At 59.7% G+C, this 21,244-nt stretch carries 17 protein-coding genes and 1 tRNA gene; 10 read left to right on the forward strand and 8 right to left on the reverse strand.

The features are described from left to right. Positions 1–11 precede the first annotated feature (11 nt). From ACR0EF_RS04585 to miaA, 4 genes are all read right to left on the reverse strand, one after another. Positions 12–1,475 carry an ABC transporter permease gene (locus tag ACR0EF_RS04585; RefSeq protein ID WP_170357600.1) on the reverse strand — a complete coding sequence of 488 codons (1,464 nt, stop codon included), beginning with the start codon at positions 1,473–1,475 and terminating at the stop codon, positions 12–14. 13 nt (positions 1,476–1,488) lie between these two features. Continuing rightward, positions 1,489–2,535, reverse strand: a complete 1,047-nt coding sequence (locus ACR0EF_RS04590) for an ABC transporter permease (RefSeq protein WP_170339518.1) — start codon at positions 2,533–2,535, stop codon at positions 1,489–1,491. A gap of 137 nt (positions 2,536–2,672) precedes the next feature. Beyond that, positions 2,673–4,343 carry an ABC transporter substrate-binding protein gene (locus ACR0EF_RS04595; RefSeq protein ID WP_170339516.1) on the reverse strand — a complete coding sequence of 557 codons (1,671 nt, stop codon included), beginning with the start codon at positions 4,341–4,343 and terminating at the stop codon, positions 2,673–2,675. A 340-nt stretch (positions 4,344–4,683) separates the two neighbouring features. Further along, complete coding sequence (miaA, locus tag ACR0EF_RS04600) at positions 4,684–5,580, reverse strand: tRNA (adenosine(37)-N6)-dimethylallyltransferase MiaA (RefSeq protein ID WP_254433908.1); 897 nt, start codon at positions 5,578–5,580, stop codon at positions 4,684–4,686. 98 nt (positions 5,581–5,678) lie between these two features. Between miaA and pyrH the strand changes: the two genes are divergently transcribed. Together pyrH and ACR0EF_RS04610 are read left to right on the forward strand one after the other, a co-directional pair. Then, entirely contained in the window at positions 5,679–6,431 is a 753-nt protein-coding gene (pyrH, locus tag ACR0EF_RS04605; protein ID WP_170371189.1) for a UMP kinase, read from the forward strand. 206 nt (positions 6,432–6,637) lie between these two features. Next, the gene (locus tag ACR0EF_RS04610; RefSeq protein WP_170371188.1) at positions 6,638–8,224 is read left to right on the forward strand and encodes a BCCT family transporter; all 1,587 of its coding nucleotides are present in this window, start codon (positions 6,638–6,640) and stop codon (positions 8,222–8,224) included. Between the two features lie 50 nt (positions 8,225–8,274). Here the strand turns inward: ACR0EF_RS04610 and ACR0EF_RS04615 are convergent, their stop codons facing one another. Next, positions 8,275–8,658 (reverse strand): VOC family protein, encoded by a 384-nt coding sequence (locus ACR0EF_RS04615; protein ID WP_170371187.1) that lies wholly within the window; start codon positions 8,656–8,658, stop codon positions 8,275–8,277. Positions 8,659–8,915: 257 nt separating this feature from the next. Between ACR0EF_RS04615 and ACR0EF_RS04620 the strand changes: the two genes are divergently transcribed. From ACR0EF_RS04620 to ACR0EF_RS04655, 8 genes are all read left to right on the forward strand, one after another. Next, a complete protein-coding gene (locus ACR0EF_RS04620) occupies positions 8,916–10,142 on the forward strand; it encodes an aminotransferase class V-fold PLP-dependent enzyme (RefSeq protein WP_170371186.1) in 1,227 nt (408 codons plus the stop codon). A gap of 45 nt (positions 10,143–10,187) precedes the next feature. Next, positions 10,188–11,612, forward strand: coding sequence for a cryptochrome/photolyase family protein (locus ACR0EF_RS04625; RefSeq protein WP_170371185.1), 1,425 nt, complete (start codon positions 10,188–10,190; stop codon positions 11,610–11,612). A gap of 69 nt (positions 11,613–11,681) precedes the next feature. Continuing rightward, complete coding sequence (locus ACR0EF_RS04630) at positions 11,682–12,890, forward strand: SAM-dependent methyltransferase (protein ID WP_093961875.1); 1,209 nt, start codon at positions 11,682–11,684, stop codon at positions 12,888–12,890. Between the two features lie 17 nt (positions 12,891–12,907). After that, a complete protein-coding gene (locus ACR0EF_RS04635; RefSeq protein WP_093961876.1) occupies positions 12,908–13,348 on the forward strand; it encodes a TrgA family protein in 441 nt (146 codons plus the stop codon). A 21-nt stretch (positions 13,349–13,369) separates the two neighbouring features. Then, a complete protein-coding gene (locus tag ACR0EF_RS04640; RefSeq protein WP_170371184.1) occupies positions 13,370–14,485 on the forward strand; it encodes an NUDIX domain-containing protein in 1,116 nt (371 codons plus the stop codon). A gap of 69 nt (positions 14,486–14,554) precedes the next feature. Beyond that, positions 14,555–15,589: a cysteine synthase A gene (locus ACR0EF_RS04645; protein ID WP_093961878.1), complete on the forward strand. Its 1,035-nt coding sequence runs from the start codon at positions 14,555–14,557 to the stop codon at positions 15,587–15,589. Then, the gene (locus ACR0EF_RS04650) at positions 15,589–18,033 is read left to right on the forward strand and encodes a DUF3772 domain-containing protein (RefSeq protein ID WP_170371183.1); all 2,445 of its coding nucleotides are present in this window, start codon (positions 15,589–15,591) and stop codon (positions 18,031–18,033) included. Before ACR0EF_RS04645 ends, ACR0EF_RS04650 begins: the two co-directional genes overlap by 1 nt. 159 nt (positions 18,034–18,192) lie before the next feature. Continuing rightward, a tRNA-Ser gene (locus ACR0EF_RS04655) sits at positions 18,193–18,282 on the forward strand. A gap of 131 nt (positions 18,283–18,413) precedes the next feature. On the opposite strand, the gene ACR0EF_RS04660 is transcribed toward ACR0EF_RS04655, so the two are convergent. From ACR0EF_RS04660 to ACR0EF_RS04670, 3 genes are all read right to left on the reverse strand, one after another. Continuing rightward, on the reverse strand, positions 18,414–19,475 hold the full coding sequence (locus ACR0EF_RS04660; protein WP_170366990.1) for a 2Fe-2S iron-sulfur cluster-binding protein: 1,062 nt from the start codon (positions 19,473–19,475) through the stop codon (positions 18,414–18,416). A gap of 38 nt (positions 19,476–19,513) precedes the next feature. Then, positions 19,514–19,966: a hypothetical protein gene (locus ACR0EF_RS04665; RefSeq protein WP_170371182.1), complete on the reverse strand. Its 453-nt coding sequence runs from the start codon at positions 19,964–19,966 to the stop codon at positions 19,514–19,516. Positions 19,967–20,078: 112 nt separating this feature from the next. Next, the gene (locus ACR0EF_RS04670; RefSeq protein WP_170371181.1) at positions 20,079–21,242 is read right to left on the reverse strand and encodes an aromatic ring-hydroxylating oxygenase subunit alpha; all 1,164 of its coding nucleotides are present in this window, start codon (positions 21,240–21,242) and stop codon (positions 20,079–20,081) included. Positions 21,243–21,244: the final 2 nt, after the last annotated feature.

Below are 21,244 nucleotides of genomic sequence, written 5' to 3' on the forward strand. Positions count from 1 at the left end.
CCGCTTTCACATCAGTCCTTCAGGCTTTCTTCTCGCAGGCCATCCGCCAGCAGGTTCAATCCCAGAACCAGTGACAACAGCGCCAGTGCCGGCGGCAGTGCAGGGTGCAGGTAGATCGACAGCAGCTTGCGTCCTTCGTTGATCGTGGACCCCCAATCCGGGCTTTCCGGCGGCAGGCCCAGTCCAAAGAACCCCAAGGTCCCCAAGAGGATGGTCGTGTAGCCGATGCGCAGGCAGAAATCGACGATCAGCGGCCCGCGGGCGTTGGGCAGGATTTCCCAAAGCATGATGTACCAGGGGCCTTCGCCGCGCGTCTGCGCCGCGGCCACGTAATCGCGTGTCTTGATGTCCATGGCCAAGCCGCGCACGATGCGGAACACCGTGGGCGAGTTGACGAAGACAACCGAAACGAACACGACCAGGATGCCGCCAGGAATGTCGAACAGATCCAGATAGGTCGGCAGACCCCAGATGCTGTAGTCGTCCGTGCGGATGACGTATCCCCCGGTCGAGATCAGCGACAGGTACAGCCAGATCGCGATACCCAAGACGCCGATCAGCAGCGGCGTACGGAATTTCGGCCGGGTGTAGTAGCGCGAATTCAGAAGGACACCGATGAAGAGGATCGGGAACACGAACAGGACTGCGGCCATATAGTTCGGCACGCCGGTCGCGACGATTTCCGGTGTGACCAGCAGGTAGAACAGCAGGATGACCGGGAACGCCAGGATCAGATTGGCGAGGAACGACAGAAACGTGTCCAGCCGCCCGCCATAATACCCGGCGGGCAAGCCCAGCGTGATCCCGACCATGAAGGCAAACATCGTGGCCAGCGGAGCAATCTGTACGACGATCCACGCCCCCTTGACCATGCGGCTGAATACGTCGCGGGCAAGGTTGTCGCCGCCCAGCAGGTACCAGGCGAACTCACCGTCCTCGGCATTGGGCAGGGGGGTGCCGGGCACCTTGTTCTTCATGCCGGAAACCTGGACCAACGGATCATGTGTCACGATCAGGTCCAAAGCCCCGAAGATGCCGGTGAAAACCCAGAACATGACCAGTCCAAAACCGATCATGCCGATCGGGCTGTCGAAAAGCTTGCCGTACAGGCCAAGGCGCCGTTTGAAGGCAACCGACATCGCGAAAAGAATGATCAGCGACAGCCAGACCGGCAGAAATTGCTGCGAGATCGCGCCGATAATCCCGGCCCCAGTGCCCAGGAATATTCCCAGCAGCAGGTAGGCGACCACCGTCGCGATGCTGGCCAGGAAAGAATACCACAGCGCGGATTGCGTCAGGTTCCTGAGGCCGCCGCCCGAACTGACGGTGCCATCCGCATTCACGCTGACTTGCGTCTCGGGCAGCAGAATGCTTGCCAGGATCCAGACAACGACGGATACGACCAGCGCAGCCAGGGCGATCATCATGATCGGGTTCAGAAAGGCGATAGAGCCAGTCCAGCTCAGATGTTCCATGGTCTATCCTCCCTTATGAAATGCGGATGCGCGGGTTGAGGTAGACATAGCCGATATCCGAGATCAGCTGCGTCACGAGCACCACGAAGACCGACACGACCGAGATCGCCAGCAGAAGCTGGATGTCGTTGTTCCCCGCGGCCTGCACCAGTGCCCAACCGAAACCCTTGTAGTTGAACAGGGTCTCGACGATCACGACGCCGTTCAGCAACCAAGGGAACTGCAGCATGATGACCGTGAAGGGCGCGATCAGCGCGTTGCGCAGGGCGTGCTTCAGAACGATATTCCCGAAGGACACACCTTTCAGGCGCGCGGTTCGAATGTATTGCGCGGTCATCACCTCGGTCATCGAGGCTCGGGTCATCCGCGCAATGTAGCCCATGCCGTAAAGGGCAATTGTCAGGACCGGCAGGAAGAAATTCTCGAAAGTCGGGTTTTCCATGGCCTGTGTGGCCGTGCCCTTGAACCATTTCAGACCCACGGTTGACGAGGTGAAGATAGCGATGAAGATCACGCCCGACACGTATTCCGGCGTGGCCGTCGTGATGATCGAAAACGTGGACAGGGACCGGTCCAACGCAGACCCCTCGCGCATGCCGGCCAGCACGCCAACCAATAGGGCGGTCGGGATCATCAGCACCAGCACCCAGAACATCAGGTAGCCGGTGTTGCCCAGCCGCTTGCTGACGATCGTTCCGACCTCGTCCTTGAAGACGGTGGAATAGCCCCAGTCGCCCTGAAGAATGCCGCAATAGCGCGGTGTCGTTTCCGGAGTAGAGCCGGGACGAGTGCAACTTCCCACGAACTGACCATCCGGTAGCGTGTTGGTGAAACCGGGCACCACCCCCAGCCATTGACCGTATTTGACCAGCGTGGGTTGCATGTATCCGCGGTTCTCAAGCCAAGTGACGACCTGCTCATCGGACATACGCTGGTTGCCCTGCGTCTTGGCCAGCTTTTCCAGGTTTGGATAGAGGTTGGTCAGGAAGAAGACCACGAAGGTCAGGCACAGCGCCGTCAGCAGCATCACGCCCAATCGTCGAAGGATGAAGAGTCCCATGTTGGCCCCTGTTGTTCGGGTTCTCCGCAGATCAGCGGACCATTTTCTGGCCTCGGACGTCCGACCCCGCGTCGGTGTGTCTGCGGCTGGAAAGGGGCGCCCGCATTCGGGCGCCCCTTGAAAGGTTCAGGTCGGGATCAGGCCGCCCAACCCCATTTGTAGTGATGGTGTTCGAACGACACATGCATGTCGGTTCCGACCAGACCGTCCTTCATGTGACGGTACAGCGACCGCCAATAGGGCTGGATGGTGACACCTTCTTCCTGGATCATTGCTTCGCCCTTGGCCACGATTTCGCGGCGCTTGTCGGCATCGGCAATGGCCAGAGCTTCGGTCAGCAGGGCATCAAACTCGGCATTGGACCAGCCGAACTCGTTCCAAGCCTCGCCAGTGCGGTATGCCAGTGCCCAGATCTGAACGCCCAGCGGACGGTGGTTCCAGTTGGTCGAGCTGTAGGGGTATTTCGCCCAGTCGTTCCAGAACGTGTTGCCCGGCAGAACCGTCCGCTTGACCTTGATGCCCGCGTCGCGCAGCTGGGCTGCCACGGCATCGGTGGTGTTGCGGCGCCAGTCATCGTCGATCGAGATCAGCTCGTGTTCGAAATCGGCCATACCGGCCTCTTCCATCAGCTTGCGCGCGCCTTCCGGGTCAACTTTCTGCGGCGGCAGTTCGTAGTAATCCGGGTGGATCGGACCAACGTGGTGGTTTTCTGCAGGCGAGCCGCGACCACCGTAGCCAAGTTCGAGGCAGACCGAGTTGTCCACGGCCATCTGCAGCGCCTGACGTACACGTTTGTCGGCATAGACCTTCTTGCCGTCCACTTCCGCAAGCTGGTTCGGGCGGATCACGATGGTGTTCATCGTGACAACCTCGGACTTCACGTAGCCCAGGCTGTCCATCACGTCGATGAATTCACCAACCGATTCATACAGCATGTCGACTTCGTCCGATTCCAGAGCCGCCAGCCATGCCGACGGATCGGTGCCGTAGTCGATGTACTCAATGCGATCCAGCGCCGGACGACCGAATACGGCTTCGCCCCACCAGGTGTGGTTCTCGTTGCGCACAAGCGCGGCTTTCACACCCACTTCCAGTTCTTCGATCAGGTAGGGGCCCGTGCCGACATTGTTTGTCAGGTCCGTTTCGCTGAACGAGCTGTGGATGATCGCGGCCGGATAGTCTGCCATGCCCGGGATCAACGAGATGTCCGAGTTCGGCAGATTCAGCTTGACGGTGTGCGAGTCCACAACCTCGATCGCGCCTTCGATTGCCTGGCCGGTATCTGCGTCGACCAGCGTTGCGAAACGGCCCGCCATCGAGTTCGTTTCCGAGCTCTTGTCGCACCAGCGCGCGATGTTGCGTGCCACGTCTTCGGCGGTGAAATCGTCACCGTTGTTCCACTTGACGCCCTGACGCACCTTCAGCGTGTAGACGGTCGCATCGTCGTTGACTTCCCAGCCCTCCAGCAGCATGCCGCGGAATGTGCCGTCCGAGTTGTACTCGACCAGGTATTCCAGCGTGCCACGGGTGACGTTGGCGATCTGCGACCAGTCATAGGTGCGCGGATCCTTCAGCGCGCGAACTTCCTGCTGAACGCGCAGGGTGCCACCTTCTTTCTTGGCGTCTTCGCCCGCGGCCTTGGCGGGTGCGGTCAGGCCGACCATGCCGTATGCGGCCGCGGCAGTGACACCAAGGCTGGTCGTGCGCGTCAGAAACTCGCGGCGGCTCAGCTTGCCGTCCCGATATTCCTGGGCGTGCATTTCGGCGGCCCAGTGCATCGGGGCTCCGGTCAATGTCTTGGTTTTCATGGATGTCTCCCTGTGAGATTATTATGGGTATTTGTTGGTCCCCGTCGAAGCCAGACAGCGCCGAGCAAGGTCATTTTGGATGTAGTTTTTTGAATTCTGTGCATCCCCATGGGTTCATTCGGCACCAGATTCCAATTTAGGTCAATGTTCGAAATCGTCATCAAGTGCACAAAAACGACATTTGCAGAGAAACCTGAGCCGCGGTCGCCGGGGCTGCTATCGGCAAGTCTGATTCTGGAACTTGTGATTCCCTTTTCCGACGGGTTTCGGTCGAAAACCCCTTATGTGGCTGAAAATAAATGACTTCGGACGAAGTTTTGGCGCGATGTCAGTGATTCACTCAGCCTTGGCTCGGATCGACGTTATGCCATTGCTTCATCCGGGCACGGCACCACGTGCGCTGGCGTTTGGCGTACTGGCGTGTCGCAATCGTTGCTCTTTCGCGGGCATCGGCCAAGGTCATTCGCCCCTCGATATGGGCCATCAATTCAGGTACTCCGATGGCCTTGCACGAAGGCAGGTTCGGGTCGTACCTGTCGCGCATCGCCGCAACTTCGTCCAGGGCACCTGCCTGCAACATCTGGTCAAAGCGCGAATTGATGCGCGTGATCAGCCAGTCTCGCTCGGGCGTCACGACGATCGGAAACGCTTGATTCAGGGGCAGCAGCGGTGGCGGCGTGTCGTCCTGCCAATCCGCCAGGGTCCGGCCCGTGGCTTGCTCGACCTCCCAGGCCCGTTGCACACGGGCGCGGTTGCGCGTGTCGATCCGGTCCCGTGTCCTTGGATCAATCCCGGCCAGAAGCTCGGGCAGGGGAATCGCGTCCGCAGTCTTGCGCAACTCGGGCGGCGTTGCCGGGATGTCTGCCATACCTTCCGTCAGCGTCAAAAAGTAGAGACCTGTTCCGCCCACGATGATCGGACGCTGCGGCCCTGACAAAAAAGTCCGCACCTCGCGCAGCCAGTGGCCGGCCGAATAGTCTTGATCAAAAGCGACATGGCCATAGAGAGCGTGTGGAGCCCGAGCTTCTTCGTCGATCGCGGGTCGGGCGGAAATGATGCGCCAGCAGTCGTAAATCTGGCTGGCATCCGCATTGACGATGATCCCGCCCGCGTGTTCGGCAATCTCCAGTGCAAGGGCTGATTTGCCCGATGCGGTCGGCCCCATGATAAGGACCGGCAGATCGTCGGGAATGGGCGGCAGACTGTTCAGCAAATTGCGCGCTGTGTTTTCAGCCATGAGTGTTTGCCCTGTTCCTTGACCATCCGCATTGAACCCGCGGTGGTTTTGCTTCATTTTGCGCCGGAAAACAAACCCGTGCCAGCCCGGAGCGCAACATGAGCCTTTCTTCCACCAACACAACCACCGAAACCCCAAAGACAACGTACAAACGCGTCATGTTGAAAATCTCGGGCGAGGCGCTGATGGGGGATCAGGGATTCGGGCTGCATCCGCCGACTGTCCAGCGCATCGCGCAGGAAGTGAAGTCGGTGCATGATCTCGGGGTCGAGATCTGCATGGTCATCGGCGGTGGGAATATCTTTCGCGGCCTGTCCGGTTCGGCCCAAGGGATGGAGCGGACCACGGCCGACTACATGGGCATGTTGGCGACCGTGATGAACGCGCTGGCCATGCAATCCGCGCTTGAGGGCCTGGGTGTCTTCACTCGGGTGATCTCGGCCATCCGCATGGACGAAGTGTGCGAGCCCTATATTCGCCGCCGCGCCGTGCGCCACTTGGAAAAGAAACGGGTGTGCATCTTCGCGGCTGGAACCGGCAACCCGTACTTCACCACAGATACCGCAGCGACGTTGCGTGCCAACGAAATGACCTGCGAGGCCATCTTCATGGGCAAGAACGGGGTCGACGGCGTCTACGACAAGGACCCCAAGGCACACTCGGACGCTGTCCGCTATGACTCGGTGACCTATGACGACGTTCTCGCCAAGCGTTTGAAGGTCATGGACGCTTCGGCTATCGCTCTGGCGCGCGACAACAATCTGCCGCTGATCGTATTCGGACTGGACGAGCCCGGCGGGTTCCGCGGAATTCTGGCAGGCGAGGGGACCTATACCAAGGTTCAAGGCTAGCCAAAGACCCGACCCAACAGCCCACATTAGTTTGCCTAGCGCCCGACTCGGTTCGGACGTTAGGTAACCCAACGCCTTCCGGTCTGCTGAAAATGCTCGGTGTGACCGGTATGCGTGTCGCTTTTGCCCGCCGGAAAGTCTCTGGCGGCTGACCGAAAAAGCGATCTTTCCCCGATCAAAAGCGCATTAAAATGAGAGGAGAGAGAATGTCCGACAATTCAGATGCCGACTACGAGGTCGGTCAGGACAATATCCAGATCATGGGGCTGGATATCCACAATCCGGTATTTGCCGTTTCTGGCCTGACCATCATCGCCTTCGTCTTCTTTTCGCTGGTTTTCCGCGAGCAGGCTGCCGATTTCTTCGGCTGGTTGCGCCCCGCGCTGACCAACCAGTTCGACTGGGTATTCATGCTTTCGGCCAACATCTTCGTTGTGTTTTCGTTGCTGCTGATCGTGACGCCGCTGGGCAAGATCAGGTTGGGCGGCGACGATGCGAAACCGGACTACAGCTATGCGGGCTGGTTCTCGATGCTGTTCGCCGCTGGCATGGGGATCGGGCTTGTTTTCTGGGGCGTGGCCGAGCCGATCTCGCACTTTGGCGCATCACTTGGCGGTGTCGCCGTGGGAGAGGACGGCCTGCGCACCGATTGGGCCCCGTTGGGCGCCGGGCTGGAGGATCCCGACGCATCGCGGAAGCTGGCGATGGCAGCCACGATCTTTCATTGGGGCATGCACCCCTGGGCGATCTATGCGGTCGTTGCACTGGCGTTGGCCTTCTTCAGCTTCAATCGCGGGCTGCCCCTGACGATGCGCTCGGTCTTTTACCCGCTGTTCGGCGAGGCCACTTGGGGTCCGCTGGGGCACGTCATCGATGTGCTTGCGGTCTTTGCGACCATCTTCGGCCTGGCGACCTCGCTCGGCCTGGGGGCGACACAGGCGCTGGCCGGTTTGAATTATCTGTTTGATGTTCCGGTGACGGACGGGATGAAAGTGCTGCTGATCGGCTTGATCACGGTTTTCGCCCTGATTTCGGTGATCGCCGGACTGGACAAGGGGGTCAAACGCCTGTCCGAGGCCAACATGGTGCTGGCGGCGCTGCTTTTGTTGCTGGTCCTGATCGTGGGGCCGACCATGGCGATCCTGATCGGGTTCTTCGACAGCATGATCGAATACGTCGTCGCGCTGCCGGGCCTGTCCAATTGGGTCGGGCGCGAAGACACGAACTTCATGCAGGGCTGGACCACCTTCTACTGGGCGTGGTGGATCTCCTGGTCACCGTTCGTCGGCATGTTCATCGCACGTATCTCGCGCGGGCGCACGATCCGCGAGTTCGTGACCTGTGTCATCCTGATCCCGACGCTGGTCGGCGCCCTTTGGATGAGCGTTTTCGGCGGAGCTGCTCTGGATCAGGTCATTTCCGGCAATGGGCAGGCTCTGACCGATGCGGCGCTGGAACTGAAGATGTTCAAGATGTTCGAGGCCTTCCCGATGGCTGGACTGCTGTCGTTCGTCGGTATCGTGCTGGTGGTTGTGTTCTTCGTCACAAGCTCGGATTCGGGTTCGCTGGTGATCGACACCATCACGGCAGGCGGCAAGACCGATGCTCCGACGGCTCAGCGCGTATTTTGGTGCGTGCTGGAAGGGGCCATCGCGGTCGTACTGCTGCTGGGCGGTGGGCTCGGCGCATTGCAGGCCGCGGCCATTGCCACCGGCTTTCCCTTTGCGATCGTGCTGGTCTTGATGTGCGTGTCCATCTTCATCGGTCTGGTGAACGAACGCCGACGCAACTGAGCGTACCGCCACTGACAGAGGGCCCCGGTTACATCACCGGGGCCTTTCATTTATTTCGGACTGCCTTCGAAGAAGCCGACCGAATTGCCATCGGGATCGACCGCATAGAAGAACCGACCGGCCGGGATTTGGATCGGATCCGAGACAACCTGACCTCCGGCAACCTTGACCCTGGCCATGATCTCTTCAGCCGTGCCCTTTGCGGCCAGATGAAGGGTCGGGCCGGTACCATCTTTTGCTGGCTTTCCCGGATACAGATGCAAGGCAACGCCCGTTGCCGGGTCAGCGGGGCGGAACATGGCCATGGGGTTCGGGCCGGATGTGTCGACCGCAAGTTCTGCCCCTGTGGCGTGGGCATAGAATTCTACCGCCTTGTCCAAGTCGAAAACAGGCAGTTCGCCCCACACCAGAAAATCCTTTGGAAGAAAACTCATCTGAAACCTCTCTTTTCTTGAGTGCCGTGAGTTTGGCATGTGCTGATGACAGAAGCTGGCATCAGACGCCCGGCTTGACCGCGCGGGGTTGGCCGGGCTAACTGACGGCGTTTGGTCCCGTCATCCTCGTGCGGGCGGCCGAACTGCCGCGGCGATACCCGTGGCTGGCTGGAAGACCTGCCATGTATCGGAGTTGTCCGGTGTCATGCGCGGGCGGAACTTCGGAACATTGGGCATGACAACAGAAGGATTGTGCGATGGGCACTCTGGATATTGACTTCGTTCGGGCGCAGTTTCCGGCTTTTTCCGAACCCAGCCTGAAAGGGCAGGCATTTTTTGAGAACGCGGGCGGCTCCTATACCTGCAAACCCGTTCTGGATCGGCTGACCCGCTTCTATACCCAGCGCAAGGTACAGCCATATGCGCCCTACGAGGCCAGCCGTCTGGCGGGCGAAGAGATGGATGAGGCACGTGTCCGGATGGCGGCTCTGCTGGGCGTGGACACCGACGAACTCAGCTTTGGCCCTTCGACCACGCAGAACACCTACGTACTGGCGCAGGCCTTTCGGCAGTGGATGAAACCGGGTGAAGCGATCGTGGTAACCAACCAGGACCATGAAGCCAACTCGGGGCCCTGGCGGCGCCTTGCCGAGGACGGCATCGAGGTTCGCGAATGGGAAATCGACCCGGAAACCGGTTCGTTGAATCCGTCCGATCTGGAAAATCTGCTGGACGACAAGGTGCGGCTGGTTTGCTTTCCCCACTGTTCCAACGTGATCGCCGAGATCAACCCGGTCACCGAAATCACGGCGATCGCGCATGCGGCCGGGGCATTTGTCTGCGTGGATGGTGTGTCCTACGCACCGCACGGCTTCCCGAACGTGGGGGACCTTGGGCCGGATATCTACCTGTTCTCGTCCTACAAGACCTACGGACCGCATCAGGGCTGCATGGTGATCCGGCGCACGCTGGGCGAGTTGCTGCCCAATCAGGGGCATTTCTTCAACGGAGACGTGCTGTACAAGCGGTTCACGCCGGCCGGACCGGACCACGCTCAGATTGCCGCCAGCGCCGGCATGGCCGACTATGTCGAACAACTCTGCGACCACCACGGCGGCCCATCCTCGGGGGCTTCTGCGCGTGGTGCTTTTGTCCATGACCTGATGCGTGCGCACGAAGTTGAGCTTCTGCAGCCGGTTCTGGACGCGCTCAAGGATCGCAACGCGGTGCGCCTGATCGGCCCGTCCGATGCCGAACGCCGGGCTCCGACCGTGGCCTTGGCCGTCAACCGCAACTCCGAAAGCGTGGCGGCTGATCTGTCCAAACACGGCATCATGGCCGGGGGTGGTGATTTTTATGCGGTTCGCCCGCTGACCGCCATGGGTGTCGATCTGGAGCAAGGTGTTCTACGGGTCAGTTTCACCCACTACACCTCGCGAAACGAGATCGACCAATTGCTCGAAGCATTTGACCGGGTTTTGTGATCCGGTAACAGTTCCGCCCCGTAGACATATGAAAACGGGGCGGAAATGGACAAAGAGCAGTCACCAATAATTTTGTGGTTCCGGCGTGATCTACGCCTGACTGACCATCCAGCTTTGGCTGCGGCCGCGCAGACAGGTCGACCTGTGATCCCTGTTTTTCTGCGCGATCAGCTGGTCGATTACTTGGGCGCGGCTCCGAAATGGCGACTGGGCCTCGGCCTTGCCGCATTGTCTGACAGCCTCGAGCGCAAGGGCAGCAAGCTGATCCTGCGAAGCGGCCCGGCACTGGCCGCGCTTGAAGACCTGATACGGGAAACAGGGGCAACCGATGTCTATTGGTCGCGGGCCTATGATCCCGAATCCATCGGGCGTGACACTCAGATAAAGGCTGCATTGTCCGCGCAGGGCGTAACCGCCAAGTCTTTCGCCGGACATCTTTTGTTCGAGCCATGGACGGTCGCCACACAGGCAGGTCAGCCGTTTCGTGTTTTTACGCCCATGTGGCGGGCTGTGCGCGGGAGAGAGATCGGCGCTCCCAAGCCGGCACCCTCGCGGATCGCGGCACCCCGATCATGGCCGCAGTCGGATGTGCTTGAGATCTGGGACCTTGGCGCGGATATGCGTCGTGGCGCAGCGGTCGTTCGGGCTCATGTCGAACCGGGTGAGGCCGCCGCATTTGCGCAGCTGGACGAATTCACCGAACGGCTCGACGCGTATCCCGCAAAACGCGACGATCTGGGCGATGACAGCACATCGGGACTATCCGAGTACCTTTCGTTGGGCGAGATCAGCCCGGCAACCATCTGGCATCGGGTCCAGAGCGCAGGGTTTTCCGGCTCGTCCGGGGCCGAGGGCTTCTTGCGCCAACTCGTCTGGCGCGAGTTCGCATATCACTTGATGTACCACACACCGCATCTACTGAGCGCAAACTGGAAGCCGGAATGGGATGCGTTTCCGTGGAACACAGACGCCGACACCCCCGAAGTTCGAGCCTGGACGATGGCGCGAACGGGGATACCGGTGATAGATGCGGGCCTACGGCAGATGTACGTCACCGGGCGGATGCACAACCGCGTCCGCATGATCGTCGCCAGCTACCTGACCAAGCACTTGATGACGCACTGGAAGGTCGGCATGGATTGGTTTGCGGACTGTCTGGTCGATTGGGATCCGGCAGCGAATGCCATGGGGTGGCAGTGGGTTGCGGGGTCGGGGCCGGATGCCTCGCCGTTCTTTCGTATCTTCAACCCGCAGACCCAAGCCGAGAAGTTTGACCCCACGGGCGCCTATGTCCGCCGATGGCTGGCCGAAGGACAAAAGAACCCGCCCGAGACGGCGCTTGCCTATTTCGATGCGGTGCCGGTGTCATGGGGACTGTCTCCGACGGATGCCTATCCTGATCCGGTCGTTGATCTGAAGGTTGGGCGACAGCGGGCGCTTGCCGCCTACGAAAGCCGAAAACACCAGTAAGGAATTGAAAACTTGCCAGAAACGGAATCCCGTCCTAGCCTGCTCCGACCACCGCACAGGGGAGAGCGGATGATCCTGACGACGACAGAGGGGCAAAAAAACCTGCCCAGATATTTTTCGCAGGTCTTCAAGATGCTGCAGCGAATGGAGTCCGGACGGCTGGACATCGCGCTGCCGGATGGGCGCGTGTTTCGCAACGAAGGTGCCAAACCCGGACCTGTCGCCCGTGTCGATATTCACGACCCGGATGTGTTCGCCCGGTTGATCCGTGAAGGCGAGCTCGGCTTTTCCGACGCCTACCTTGAAGGTGGGTGGAGCACACCTGACCTGCGCGCCTTCATGGATCTTGTCCATCTGGGCACCGAGACGGTCTATGATGATTTCACTGGCAAATTCTTGGTTCAGGCCTATGAACGCCTGCGGTTCTGGCTGCACCGGAACAACCGAAAACAGGCCAAAAAGAACATTTCGTACCACTACGATCTGGGCAATGATTTCTACAGCCTGTGGCTGGACGAGACGATGACCTACTCCAGCGCGCTGTTCGAAACCGGTCAGGAAAGTCTGGAAAAGGCTCAGACGGCCAAATATGCCAGCCTGGTCGACGAGATGGGAGCAAAGCCGGGCGACCACATTCTTGAAATTGGCTGCGGTTGGGGTGGCTTTGCCGAATACGCCGCCAAGGAAAGAGACCTGAGGGTCACAGGCCTGACCATCAGTCAGGAACAGTTGAAGTATGCGACGCAACGCATAGAAAAAGCTGGACTTTCCGACAAAGTGACCTTCAAGCTCCAGGACTATCGCGACGAGCGTGGGCAGTATGACGGCATTGCGTCGATCGAGATGTTCGAGGCCGTTGGGCAAAAGTACTGGCCGGTTTATTTTCAAACGGTCCGCGACCGGCTGAAGCCCGGCGCACGGGCCACGCTTCAGATCATCACAGTGGCCGACCGCCGCTGGGACGTTTACAAAAACGGCGTTGATTTTATTCAGAAATACATCTTTCCGGGTGGCATGTTGCCAGCCCCGACGGTGCTGAGGCAGGAAATCCAGCAGGCCGGTCTGGATGTGGTCAAGTCGAAGGAGTTCGGCCCAAGCTATGACCTGACCTTGCGGCGCTGGTACGACACATTCAACGACAAGTGGGACCAGGTTGCTGCAATGGGCTTTGATGAGCGTTTCCGCCGCATGTGGAATTATTATTTGACCGCCTGCGGCGCAGCCTTTGACACGGGCAATTGCGATGTGACACAGATCACCGTAGCTAAACCCAACTAACACACGGAAATACCGGAATGCCGACAGCCTCACGTCTTGTTGCCGCGCTCAGTCTAATGGTGGTGGCTTTCCTTGTGTCCGGCATGATCATCGACAACGGCGAAGAGGGAAAGGACTACGGCTACTTCACCTATGTGAACCTGGTCCTTGGTTTTTTGTGTGGTTGGGTCATCATGGGCAAACGGGCTGGCCGCGGCTGGACTGCAGCCGTGAACAATGGCCTGACCGGAGTGGTTTCTCTGGTGTTTTGGGGCCTGTTCGTCCAGGGCACGTACGAGATGTTCCGGCTTGCGATGCGTCACCGCTATGACGGTCCATTCGAGGCATTGCTGGCCATTTTCCAGATCGGTGTGGATTTCGGCAAGCAACTGATCTCGCCCGAGATCATCGCGACCTTGGCGATTGGTGCTCTGCTGTCCGGCCTGTTTACCGAAGGCGCCTCGCGGCGCTGGAACTGACGCCCTAGTCACGAGACTACGATGACCAATCTGTTTTTTTACGGCACATTGCGGTATTTGCCGCTGCTTGAACTTGTTTTGGGTCGCTCGGGACAGGATCTTGCGGCCGAGCCGGCGATGCTGCCGGACCATGCGGTTCACGCGGTGCAGGACCAGGCCTTTCCGATGATCCTTGAGGTGCCCGGCGCAGCGGCACAGGGTATCTTGGTGCAGAACCTATCTACGCAAGACATTGAACGGTTGGCCTTCTACGAAGGTGGGTTCGACTATGACCTGCATGTCAAAGAGATCGTCCTTGAGGGCGGATCGCCCGTTTCCGCCCAAGTCTTCTTTCCCGCTCCCGGGTTATGGACGCCGGCCGATCCCTGGTCGTTGAAACAGTGGGTGTCCGAGTGGGGCGCGATGACCCTTTTGGCTGCGGATGAGGTCATGGGGTATTTCGGCAAGGTCGATGCCTCTCGGATCGCGCGCAGCTTTCCCGCCATTCGTACCCGGGCGTGGGCCAAGCTTGAAGCGCAGCAACGAAAAACCGGGGATGGACGAAGCGCCCGCGATGATGTGATCGTTCACCGCCACACGCGCGCATACATCGACTATTTCGGGATGGAAGAGATCGAACTGCAGCACCGCCGATACGATGGATCGATGGGGCCGGTTCTGAATCGGAATGGCTTGATGCAGGGTGCTGCGGTCGTGGTGCTGCCGTATGATCCCCTGCGCGATACGGTCCTTCTGGTTGAGCAGTTCCGAACCCCCGTATTTTTGATCGATGACCCCGAGCCTTGGATGTGGGAGCCGGTTGCCGGCATGATCGACCCCGGAGAAAGCCCGGAACAGGCGGCCCACCGAGAAGCCATGGAGGAGGCGCAGGTGTCGTTCTCGCGGCTCGAATATGCAGGTGGCGCCTATTCTTCGAGCGGTTCGTCAACCGAATACATCCACCTCTATGTTGGGATTGGAGACGTCACCGCCTCGATCAACAATGGTGGCTTAGCGACCGAGGGGGAGGACATTCGCAGCAGGATTCTGCCATATGTCGAATTCATGGATATGGTTGACCGGCATGTCTTCAAGGACCTTCCTCTATTGTCCCTGGCGCATTGGTTGGCACGCAACCGCGATCGGCTGCGGGGATGACTATCCCGCCTTGTGGTCGGCGCAGGGCACCTGTACATCTGCGAAAACGCCATTTTACAAGAGGGTGCCATGCGCATTGCACGAGACCTTGCTGACGCCGTAGGAAAGACTCCGTTGATCCGGCTGCGCCGTGTCAGCGAAGAAACCGGGTGCGAAATCCTTGGGAAGGCCGAGTTCATGAACCCCGGTCAGTCGGTCAAGGATCGCGCGGCGCTGTTCATCATTCGCGACGCCATTGCGCGCGGCGATCTCAAGCCCGGCGGGACGATTGTCGAGGGGACCGCGGGCAACACGGGCATTGGTCTGGCGCTGGTCGGCGCGTCGATGGGGTTCAAAACCGTGATCGTCATCCCGGAAACCCAATCCGAAGAGAAGAAGGACATGCTGCGCCTCGCCGGGGCCCAACTGGTTCAGGTTCCCGCCGCACCATACCGGAATCCCAACAATTTTGTGCATTACTCGCGGCGGCTGGCCGAGCAGTTGGCCAAGACCGAACCCAATGGTGCGATTTGGGCAAACCAGTTCGACAACGTCGCGAACCGTCGGGCGCATGTCGAGACCACAGGGCCGGAAATCTGGGAGCAGACCGACGGCAAGGTCGACGGATTCATCTGTGCGGTCGGATCGGGCGGAACGCTGGCCGGTGTGGCCGAGGCTTTGCAGCCCAAGGGCGTCAAGATCGGTATCGCCGATCCGATGGGCGCCGGTCTGTATTCCTATTACACGACGGGTGAAATCGCGATGGAGGGTGGCTCGATCGCCGAGGGGATCGGCCAGGTCCGCATCACCAAAAACCTTGAAGGGTTCAAGCCCGACCACGCCTACCAGATTACGGACAATGAAGCGTTGCCCTATATCTTCGATCTTCTGCGCGAAGAGGGGCTGGTCATGGGTGGGTCCACCGCAATCAACATTGCCGGCGCCGTGAGGCTGGCCAAGGAAATGGGTCCGGGTCACACCATCGTCACCGTGTTGTGCGACTATGGCACGCGCTACCAGTCGAAACTGTTCAACCCCGACTTCCTGCGTGAAAAGGAACTGCCGGTTCCAGAGTGGATGACCGAGGCCCCGCGCAGCATACCGGGTGTATTTGAGGACGTATGATGCTGCGGCAGTTCCTGGTTTTACTGGCATTTGCGTTTGTGGTCGCAATTGGCGCCGCAGGCGGAGCCTCGGCGCAGCTGACCGACCGTCAAAGCGAGTACTACCAGGGATGGCTCAGCACCGCCGAGCGTGCCGAGAAGGTGATCGAAGCCAATCGGGCATCGAATGCCTCGATGGAGAAATTGCGCACTGAAATAAGTGGTTATCGGGACGACTTCAATCGCGCGCGAAGTGCGAACACAGACCGCATTCAAACGCTGGAAAGCCAGCTCAAGGCATTGGGGCCCAAACCCGATGACGGATCTTCGGAACCTGAGGACATCGCCAGCTTGCGAGAAAGCCTCGAGCAGCAACTAAACAGCCTGAAGGTACCGCGGATCATCTCGGAAGAGGCCTACAGCCGCGCCAACGGCCTGATCAGCGAAATTGATAAGATCATCCGTGAGCGGCAGCGGAAAGAGTTTCTTGAGCGCGGGCCATCGCCGCTCAACCCGGCGCATTGGGCGCCTGCCTGGGTGGACGTAACCGAAGCTGGCCGTGCATTGATGAACGAGACGAAGGCCAACATGCGTTCGGCCGTTGTCCGTGAAAAGCTGAAAGAGAGCGGACTTGCCATCGGTATTCTGCTCGCGGTGGCCATGATCCTGCTGCTGTTCGGGCGATCTTGGTCGGAGAAAGCTGGAGACTATCTGCGGCGGTTCGGAGGCTCCGGGCGTGGCGTATGGACATTCGTCGTGTCGCTGTTCCGGATCATCCTGCCATGGTTCGGGGTTGCCATTATCGTTCAGGCCGTGGTCATGACCGGAGTGCCGGGGTTGCGCGGCACATTGCTGATCCAGGAAATTCCCTATTGGGCCGCGATCATTCTGTTTTACGACTGGATCGGTCGTCAGGTCTATTTGATGGGCGAAGAACGGGGTTTCAAAGTCCTGTCAGCAAATACGATCAAGGAACTGCGGGTTTATCTGGATCTGCTCGCGCTGATGCTGATCCTGCATGAACTGGGCCAATTGTTCGAACGGATCGAAAACACCTCTGAGGCTACTCGCGCCGTTGTCAGCTTCCCGGTCATACTCGTGACAGCCCTGTTGCTGCTGCGGATCCGCCAAATCCGCCGCCCCGAAGGTTCCGAGGACGAGACTGAGCAGGGCCAGTCAGCACGGGCTGCCGGGTTCAGTCAACTGGTCGAGTTGCTCCGTCGGGCGCTGTTTTTCCTGGGCATCGCAAGCGTTGTCCTGGCTGCCATTGGCTATACCAATGCCGCCGAAGCGATCGTGTTCCCATCGGTCAAAACGCTGGTCCTGATAACGGCCATCGTCATCTTCCAGCGGTTCATCAGCTCGATCTATGGCTGGCTGACGGGGCAGGGCGACGCGGCCAGCGACTCGTTGTTCTCGGTGCTGGTCGGGTTCGTTCTGGCCATTCTGTCGTTGCCCATTCTGGCGCTGTACTGGGGGGCGCGCGACTCGGACCTGCGCGAGGCGTGGTCCCGGCTTCTGATGGGTTTTGACATCGGCGGCGTGACGGTCTCGCCCAGCAACTTCCTGACTTTCGTGGCCGTGTTTGCGATCGGTTACATGCTGACCCGACTGCTGCAGAGCGGTTTGCGTAACTCGTTGCTTCCAAAAACCAGCATCGATCCGGGTGGGCAGAACGCGATCGTCGCAGGAACGGGCTATGTGGGAATTTTCCTTGCGGCGCTGGCCGCGATCATTGTCGCGGGCTTTGATCTGTCGTCACTGGCGATCGTCGCGGGTGCGTTGTCTGTGGGTATCGGTTTCGGATTGCAGACAATCGTGTCGAACTTTGTATCGGGCATCATCCTGTTGGTCGAACGGCCGGTCGCCAAAGGGGACTGGATCGATGTCAACGGGATGATGGGCTATGTGCGCGACATCTCGGTGCGCTCGACACGGGTGGAAACCTTTGACCGGACCGATGTGATCGTTCCGAACTCGGACCTGATCAGCGGCGTGGTGACCAACTATACCCGCGGCAATACCATAGGACGGGTCATCGTTCCGGTTGGCGTCGCCTATGGGACTGACACCCGAAAGGTCGAGAAGATCCTGGGCGAAATCGCGAATGCGCATCCGATGGTGTTGGCCAACCCGGCACCCAACGTCGTGTTCCAGGGGTTTGGCGCGGACTCGCTGGATTTCGAAATCAGAGCGATCCTGCGCGACGTGAACTGGGTGCTGTCCGTAAAGTCGGACATGAACCACGAAATCAACCGGCGCTTCACCGAAGAAGGGATCGAGATTCCATTCGCACAGCGCGATCTCTGGCTGCGGAACCCCGAGGTTCTGGTGCAACCGGCCAACAAGGCAGCGAAGCCCCAACAGCCGGATCAACAGGAACCTGTGAAGACCGACGACTCAAGCTCGGCGCCGATGGGCCTGACCGAGGCGGACATGGACGGAGACGACGGCGAAGAGCTGTAGTCAGAGGACTACGGCACCATCTCGCCGGCTGGCCGAGACCGAAGCGACCCCGCTCAATCGTTTGGGGTGGGGGCGCTTCAGGCAACTTTCGGATCCCCTGGATTTCCGCGCAATCGGCCCTTGCAAATCCCTGTTCGTTGGTCCAAATATCGCCGGCACGGAGAGGTGGCCGAGTGGTCGAAGGCGCACGCCTGGAAAGTGTGTAGGCGGGAAACCGTCTCCAGGGTTCGAATCCCTGTCTCTCCGCCATTCACCTTGAATACCCACAGTTTTTGCGCACCGCGCGGGATCGGCAGTGTTTTGGCCCGGACACCTTGGGCGAACATATGTTGTGCGCTGGGATCCGTACTGCCGGGCGGTGAGGCGGTGTACCGGGATTGTTACGTATCGGGGAACTGCACGGCCAGTTCTGTGCTTTTAGGGACGGCTTGGCAGGTCAGAACTTCACCGCGTGCGATGTCGTTCTGATCGAGGGCCATGTGCGCCCGCATTTGTACCTGACCCTCTGTCTGAATTGCGCGGCATGCGCCGCAGACGCCTGACTGGCAGCTGAAGGGCGGCGCCAGCCCCGCTGCAATGGCGGCCTCCAGGATCGTTTGCCCAGCCTCGATATGCACCTCGCGGGTTTCCCCATCAAGCGTCACCCTCGCCGTGGCCGCCATGCCCGACTGGTTCGTGTCCTGAGCTGGGTTGGCGCCGAAGCTTTCCATGTGGATTCGAGCATCGGGCACATCCAGCGCGTTCAGCGCTGCCCGGACGTCTGAGTTCATGCTGCCAGGGCCGCAAATCCAATACTGGACGTCCTGTGCGATGGGGGGTGACTCTTCGATTGCCGCCTTGATCGCATCCGTGTCAACGCGGCCGGTTCGCCAGGGGCTGAACCAGCTCAACAGCGATCGAGATGACAAGACATGGCGCAAGGTGAACCGGTATGGGTTGGCCTCGACAAGGGCGTCCAGCGTTTCCCGAAACAGAATCTCATTCTCGGACCGGTTGCCGTAGATTAGATGGGCGACGGAATGTGGCTCGTGGTCAAGCACGGCTCGGATCATCGCATAAAGCGGAGTCAACCCGCTGCCCGCGCCAAAAAAGTAGTGCGTGCGTCGTGCAGTTGCGTTGGGTTCCAGCGTGAAGCGGCCAAAGGGTGGCATCGCCTCGACCGCATCTCCGGCGCGCAGGGTGTCGCCGATATGGTTCGACACCAATCCTTCGGAAACGCGTTTCACGGTGATCCGCAGCGCTTCGTCTGGCGGGTTTGAGATGGTGTAGCAGCGTCGCTGCTCTTTCCCGCTCAGGCCGAAGCGCAGTGTCAGATGTTGGCCGGGGGACCAGCGAAACAGCTCAGTCAGGGCTGATGGTACGTCCAGCACGACGGTGGTTGCTTCGCCACCGATTTCAGGTCGGATTTCAGCCACGGACAAGGGGAAGAATTTGCGGGTCACGAGTGGTCCCTTCCTGAGCAAAAGACGGCCATCTTCAGTCAGCGATAATCCATGGTGGTGTGCAGTGCGCGGATCACCCATTTTCGGCCTTTGCGCGTCAGCGAAAAGCGGTCGGTTTGAGCCATCGTACCTGCGTGACCCTGCCAGTCGTACTTGACTGTGGTGACCGCTGTTGCTGTGGCGCTGCCGGGCTCTTCTGTAGTCACGATCCGCGGGGGTGAGCGGTCTGTTTCCACATATCCCTGCAGCGCTAGGACAGATTCAAAGCCGGTATCGCCGTTTCGCTGGGCCCAATCGGCCACCGAATAGCTAAAGTGATCATCCGGCTGGCCCTGACCATATTTTACGGTGATCGTGTGGATCGCTTCGGGATCCCAGTCGCTCCACGCGATCTGAGAGTTGGGGACAGATAGCTGACGTTCGGCAACCGCCTTCGGGTCGCTGCCGGGCGCGGCGAGAGCCAGTCCGCCTGCCAGGGCGATCCCAACCAAGCTGGCAAGAATGCGAAGTCTCACAGGATGACCTTTGGGTTCTGGGCAGTTGGGCGCGGGATGATTGGTGCCGGCCCAGGGATGGCGTTTGGGGAGAGTGTTTTGGGCCTGGTCATGTCTCGGCCTCAGCTTTCGTCATGAAGTCCATAACAACTTGCTGATGCTGCAAAACCGGGCCTTCTCCGACAGAGGCGGGGCCGACTTCAAACAACGGGCTTGCCAAGGATTTCTGTTGCTGTTCGCAGGCATAGACATCTTCGGTCGTGAAATCGCCCGAGGCCATCGGATCATCTTTGCCCAACGCGTGGTCGCCTTTGTATTTCGTGCCACCGAAGTCACGCCAGAACGCGTAAGATGACCATTGCTGCCGCGAGTACTCCCACGCCGACGCGCTGGCCAATCGGGTGCGGTTTTCCACTCGCGTTCGGTCGGGCGCGAGTGGCGTGATGATGAAGATGTTCCAGCTGTCTTCACTGCCAGCCAAGCCAATGCCCGGAAACAGCATCGGCACCCAGGCGCCAACGTGCGGTTTCGGGATTACTCGCGGAGTGGGCAGGTTTTTCTCGAGCGCGCGGGCATAGTCTGACGCGGGCGGCTCCCAAAAATGATAGTGTGGACCTTTCCAGCCGTATTCTGCGCGACCGTGGTCATACATGTGAAGCGTGTTCGAATGCAGGTGGCTCAGGTGGAAGACGTCGATGTAGTTCTCAACCACGATCTTCCAGTTGGCGCGGATCTCATAGCTTTGGCGGGCTTCGCCGTATTCGACCAATTCTTCGGGCTTGTGCGGGCCCAGCAACGGATCGACTGGCCCGAACCACTCCGCAAGGCTCGGCGCCTGCGGGTCAGGGTGCACGAAGATCATCCCGCGCCAGAGATCGACGCTTGCGGGTTTCAACCCGAGGCAAGATTTGTCGATGCCGTCAGGATATTCGCGGTTTTCATCCGGGACCGAGATCAGGTTGCCTTCCAGATCGTAGGTCCAATCGTGATAGGGGCAGGTCAGTGCCTTCTGTGTTTTGCCCACTGCACGGATCAATTGGGTTCCGCGGTGACGGCAGATGTTGTGGAACGCCCGCAGCCGACGGTCGCGCCCCATTACGACGAAGATGTTGTTCAAACCCGCCTGTACCGAGATGTAATGTCCGGGCTCGGGTACATCCTCGGCAAACCCGGCATATCGCCAGGTGCGAGAGAAGATCAGTTCTTGCTCGCGGCCGTACCAGTCCTGCGCTGTATAGGCAGAGGCGGAAAGCCGGTGATACATTCGTGTCATGA

It is taken from the genome of Ruegeria sp. CG8 (assembly GCF_056537165.1).

Bases quoted from the DNA above. Each gene is read 5' to 3' on its own strand.
- ACR0EF_RS04595 (WP_170339516.1), bottom strand. From the start codon at position 4,343: ATGAAAACCAAGACATTGACCGGAGCCCCGATGCACTGGGCCGCCGAA.
- ACR0EF_RS04640 (WP_170371184.1), top strand. From the start codon at position 13,370: ATGACCAATCTGTTTTTTTACGGCACATTGCGGTATTTGCCGCTGCTT.
- ACR0EF_RS04670 (WP_170371181.1), bottom strand. From the start codon at position 21,242: ATGACACGAATGTATCACCGGCTTTCCGCCTCTGCCTATACAGCGCAG.
- ACR0EF_RS04645 (WP_093961878.1), top strand. From the start codon at position 14,555: ATGCGCATTGCACGAGACCTTGCTGACGCCGTAGGAAAGACTCCGTTG.
- ACR0EF_RS04590 (WP_170339518.1), bottom strand. From the start codon at position 2,535: ATGGGACTCTTCATCCTTCGACGATTGGGCGTGATGCTGCTGACGGCG.
- pyrH (WP_170371189.1), top strand. From the start codon at position 5,679: ATGAGCCTTTCTTCCACCAACACAACCACCGAAACCCCAAAGACAACG.
- ACR0EF_RS04585 (WP_170357600.1), bottom strand. From the start codon at position 1,475: ATGGAACATCTGAGCTGGACTGGCTCTATCGCCTTTCTGAACCCGATC.
- ACR0EF_RS04610 (WP_170371188.1), top strand. From the start codon at position 6,638: ATGTCCGACAATTCAGATGCCGACTACGAGGTCGGTCAGGACAATATC.
- ACR0EF_RS04615 (WP_170371187.1), bottom strand. From the start codon at position 8,658: ATGAGTTTTCTTCCAAAGGATTTTCTGGTGTGGGGCGAACTGCCTGTT.
- ACR0EF_RS04630 (WP_093961875.1), top strand. From the start codon at position 11,682: ATGATCCTGACGACGACAGAGGGGCAAAAAAACCTGCCCAGATATTTT.
- ACR0EF_RS04635 (WP_093961876.1), top strand. From the start codon at position 12,908: ATGCCGACAGCCTCACGTCTTGTTGCCGCGCTCAGTCTAATGGTGGTG.
- ACR0EF_RS04620 (WP_170371186.1), top strand. From the start codon at position 8,916: ATGGGCACTCTGGATATTGACTTCGTTCGGGCGCAGTTTCCGGCTTTT.
- ACR0EF_RS04650 (WP_170371183.1), top strand. From the start codon at position 15,589: ATGCTGCGGCAGTTCCTGGTTTTACTGGCATTTGCGTTTGTGGTCGCA.
- ACR0EF_RS04625 (WP_170371185.1), top strand. From the start codon at position 10,188: ATGGACAAAGAGCAGTCACCAATAATTTTGTGGTTCCGGCGTGATCTA.
- miaA (WP_254433908.1), bottom strand. From the start codon at position 5,580: ATGGCTGAAAACACAGCGCGCAATTTGCTGAACAGTCTGCCGCCCATT.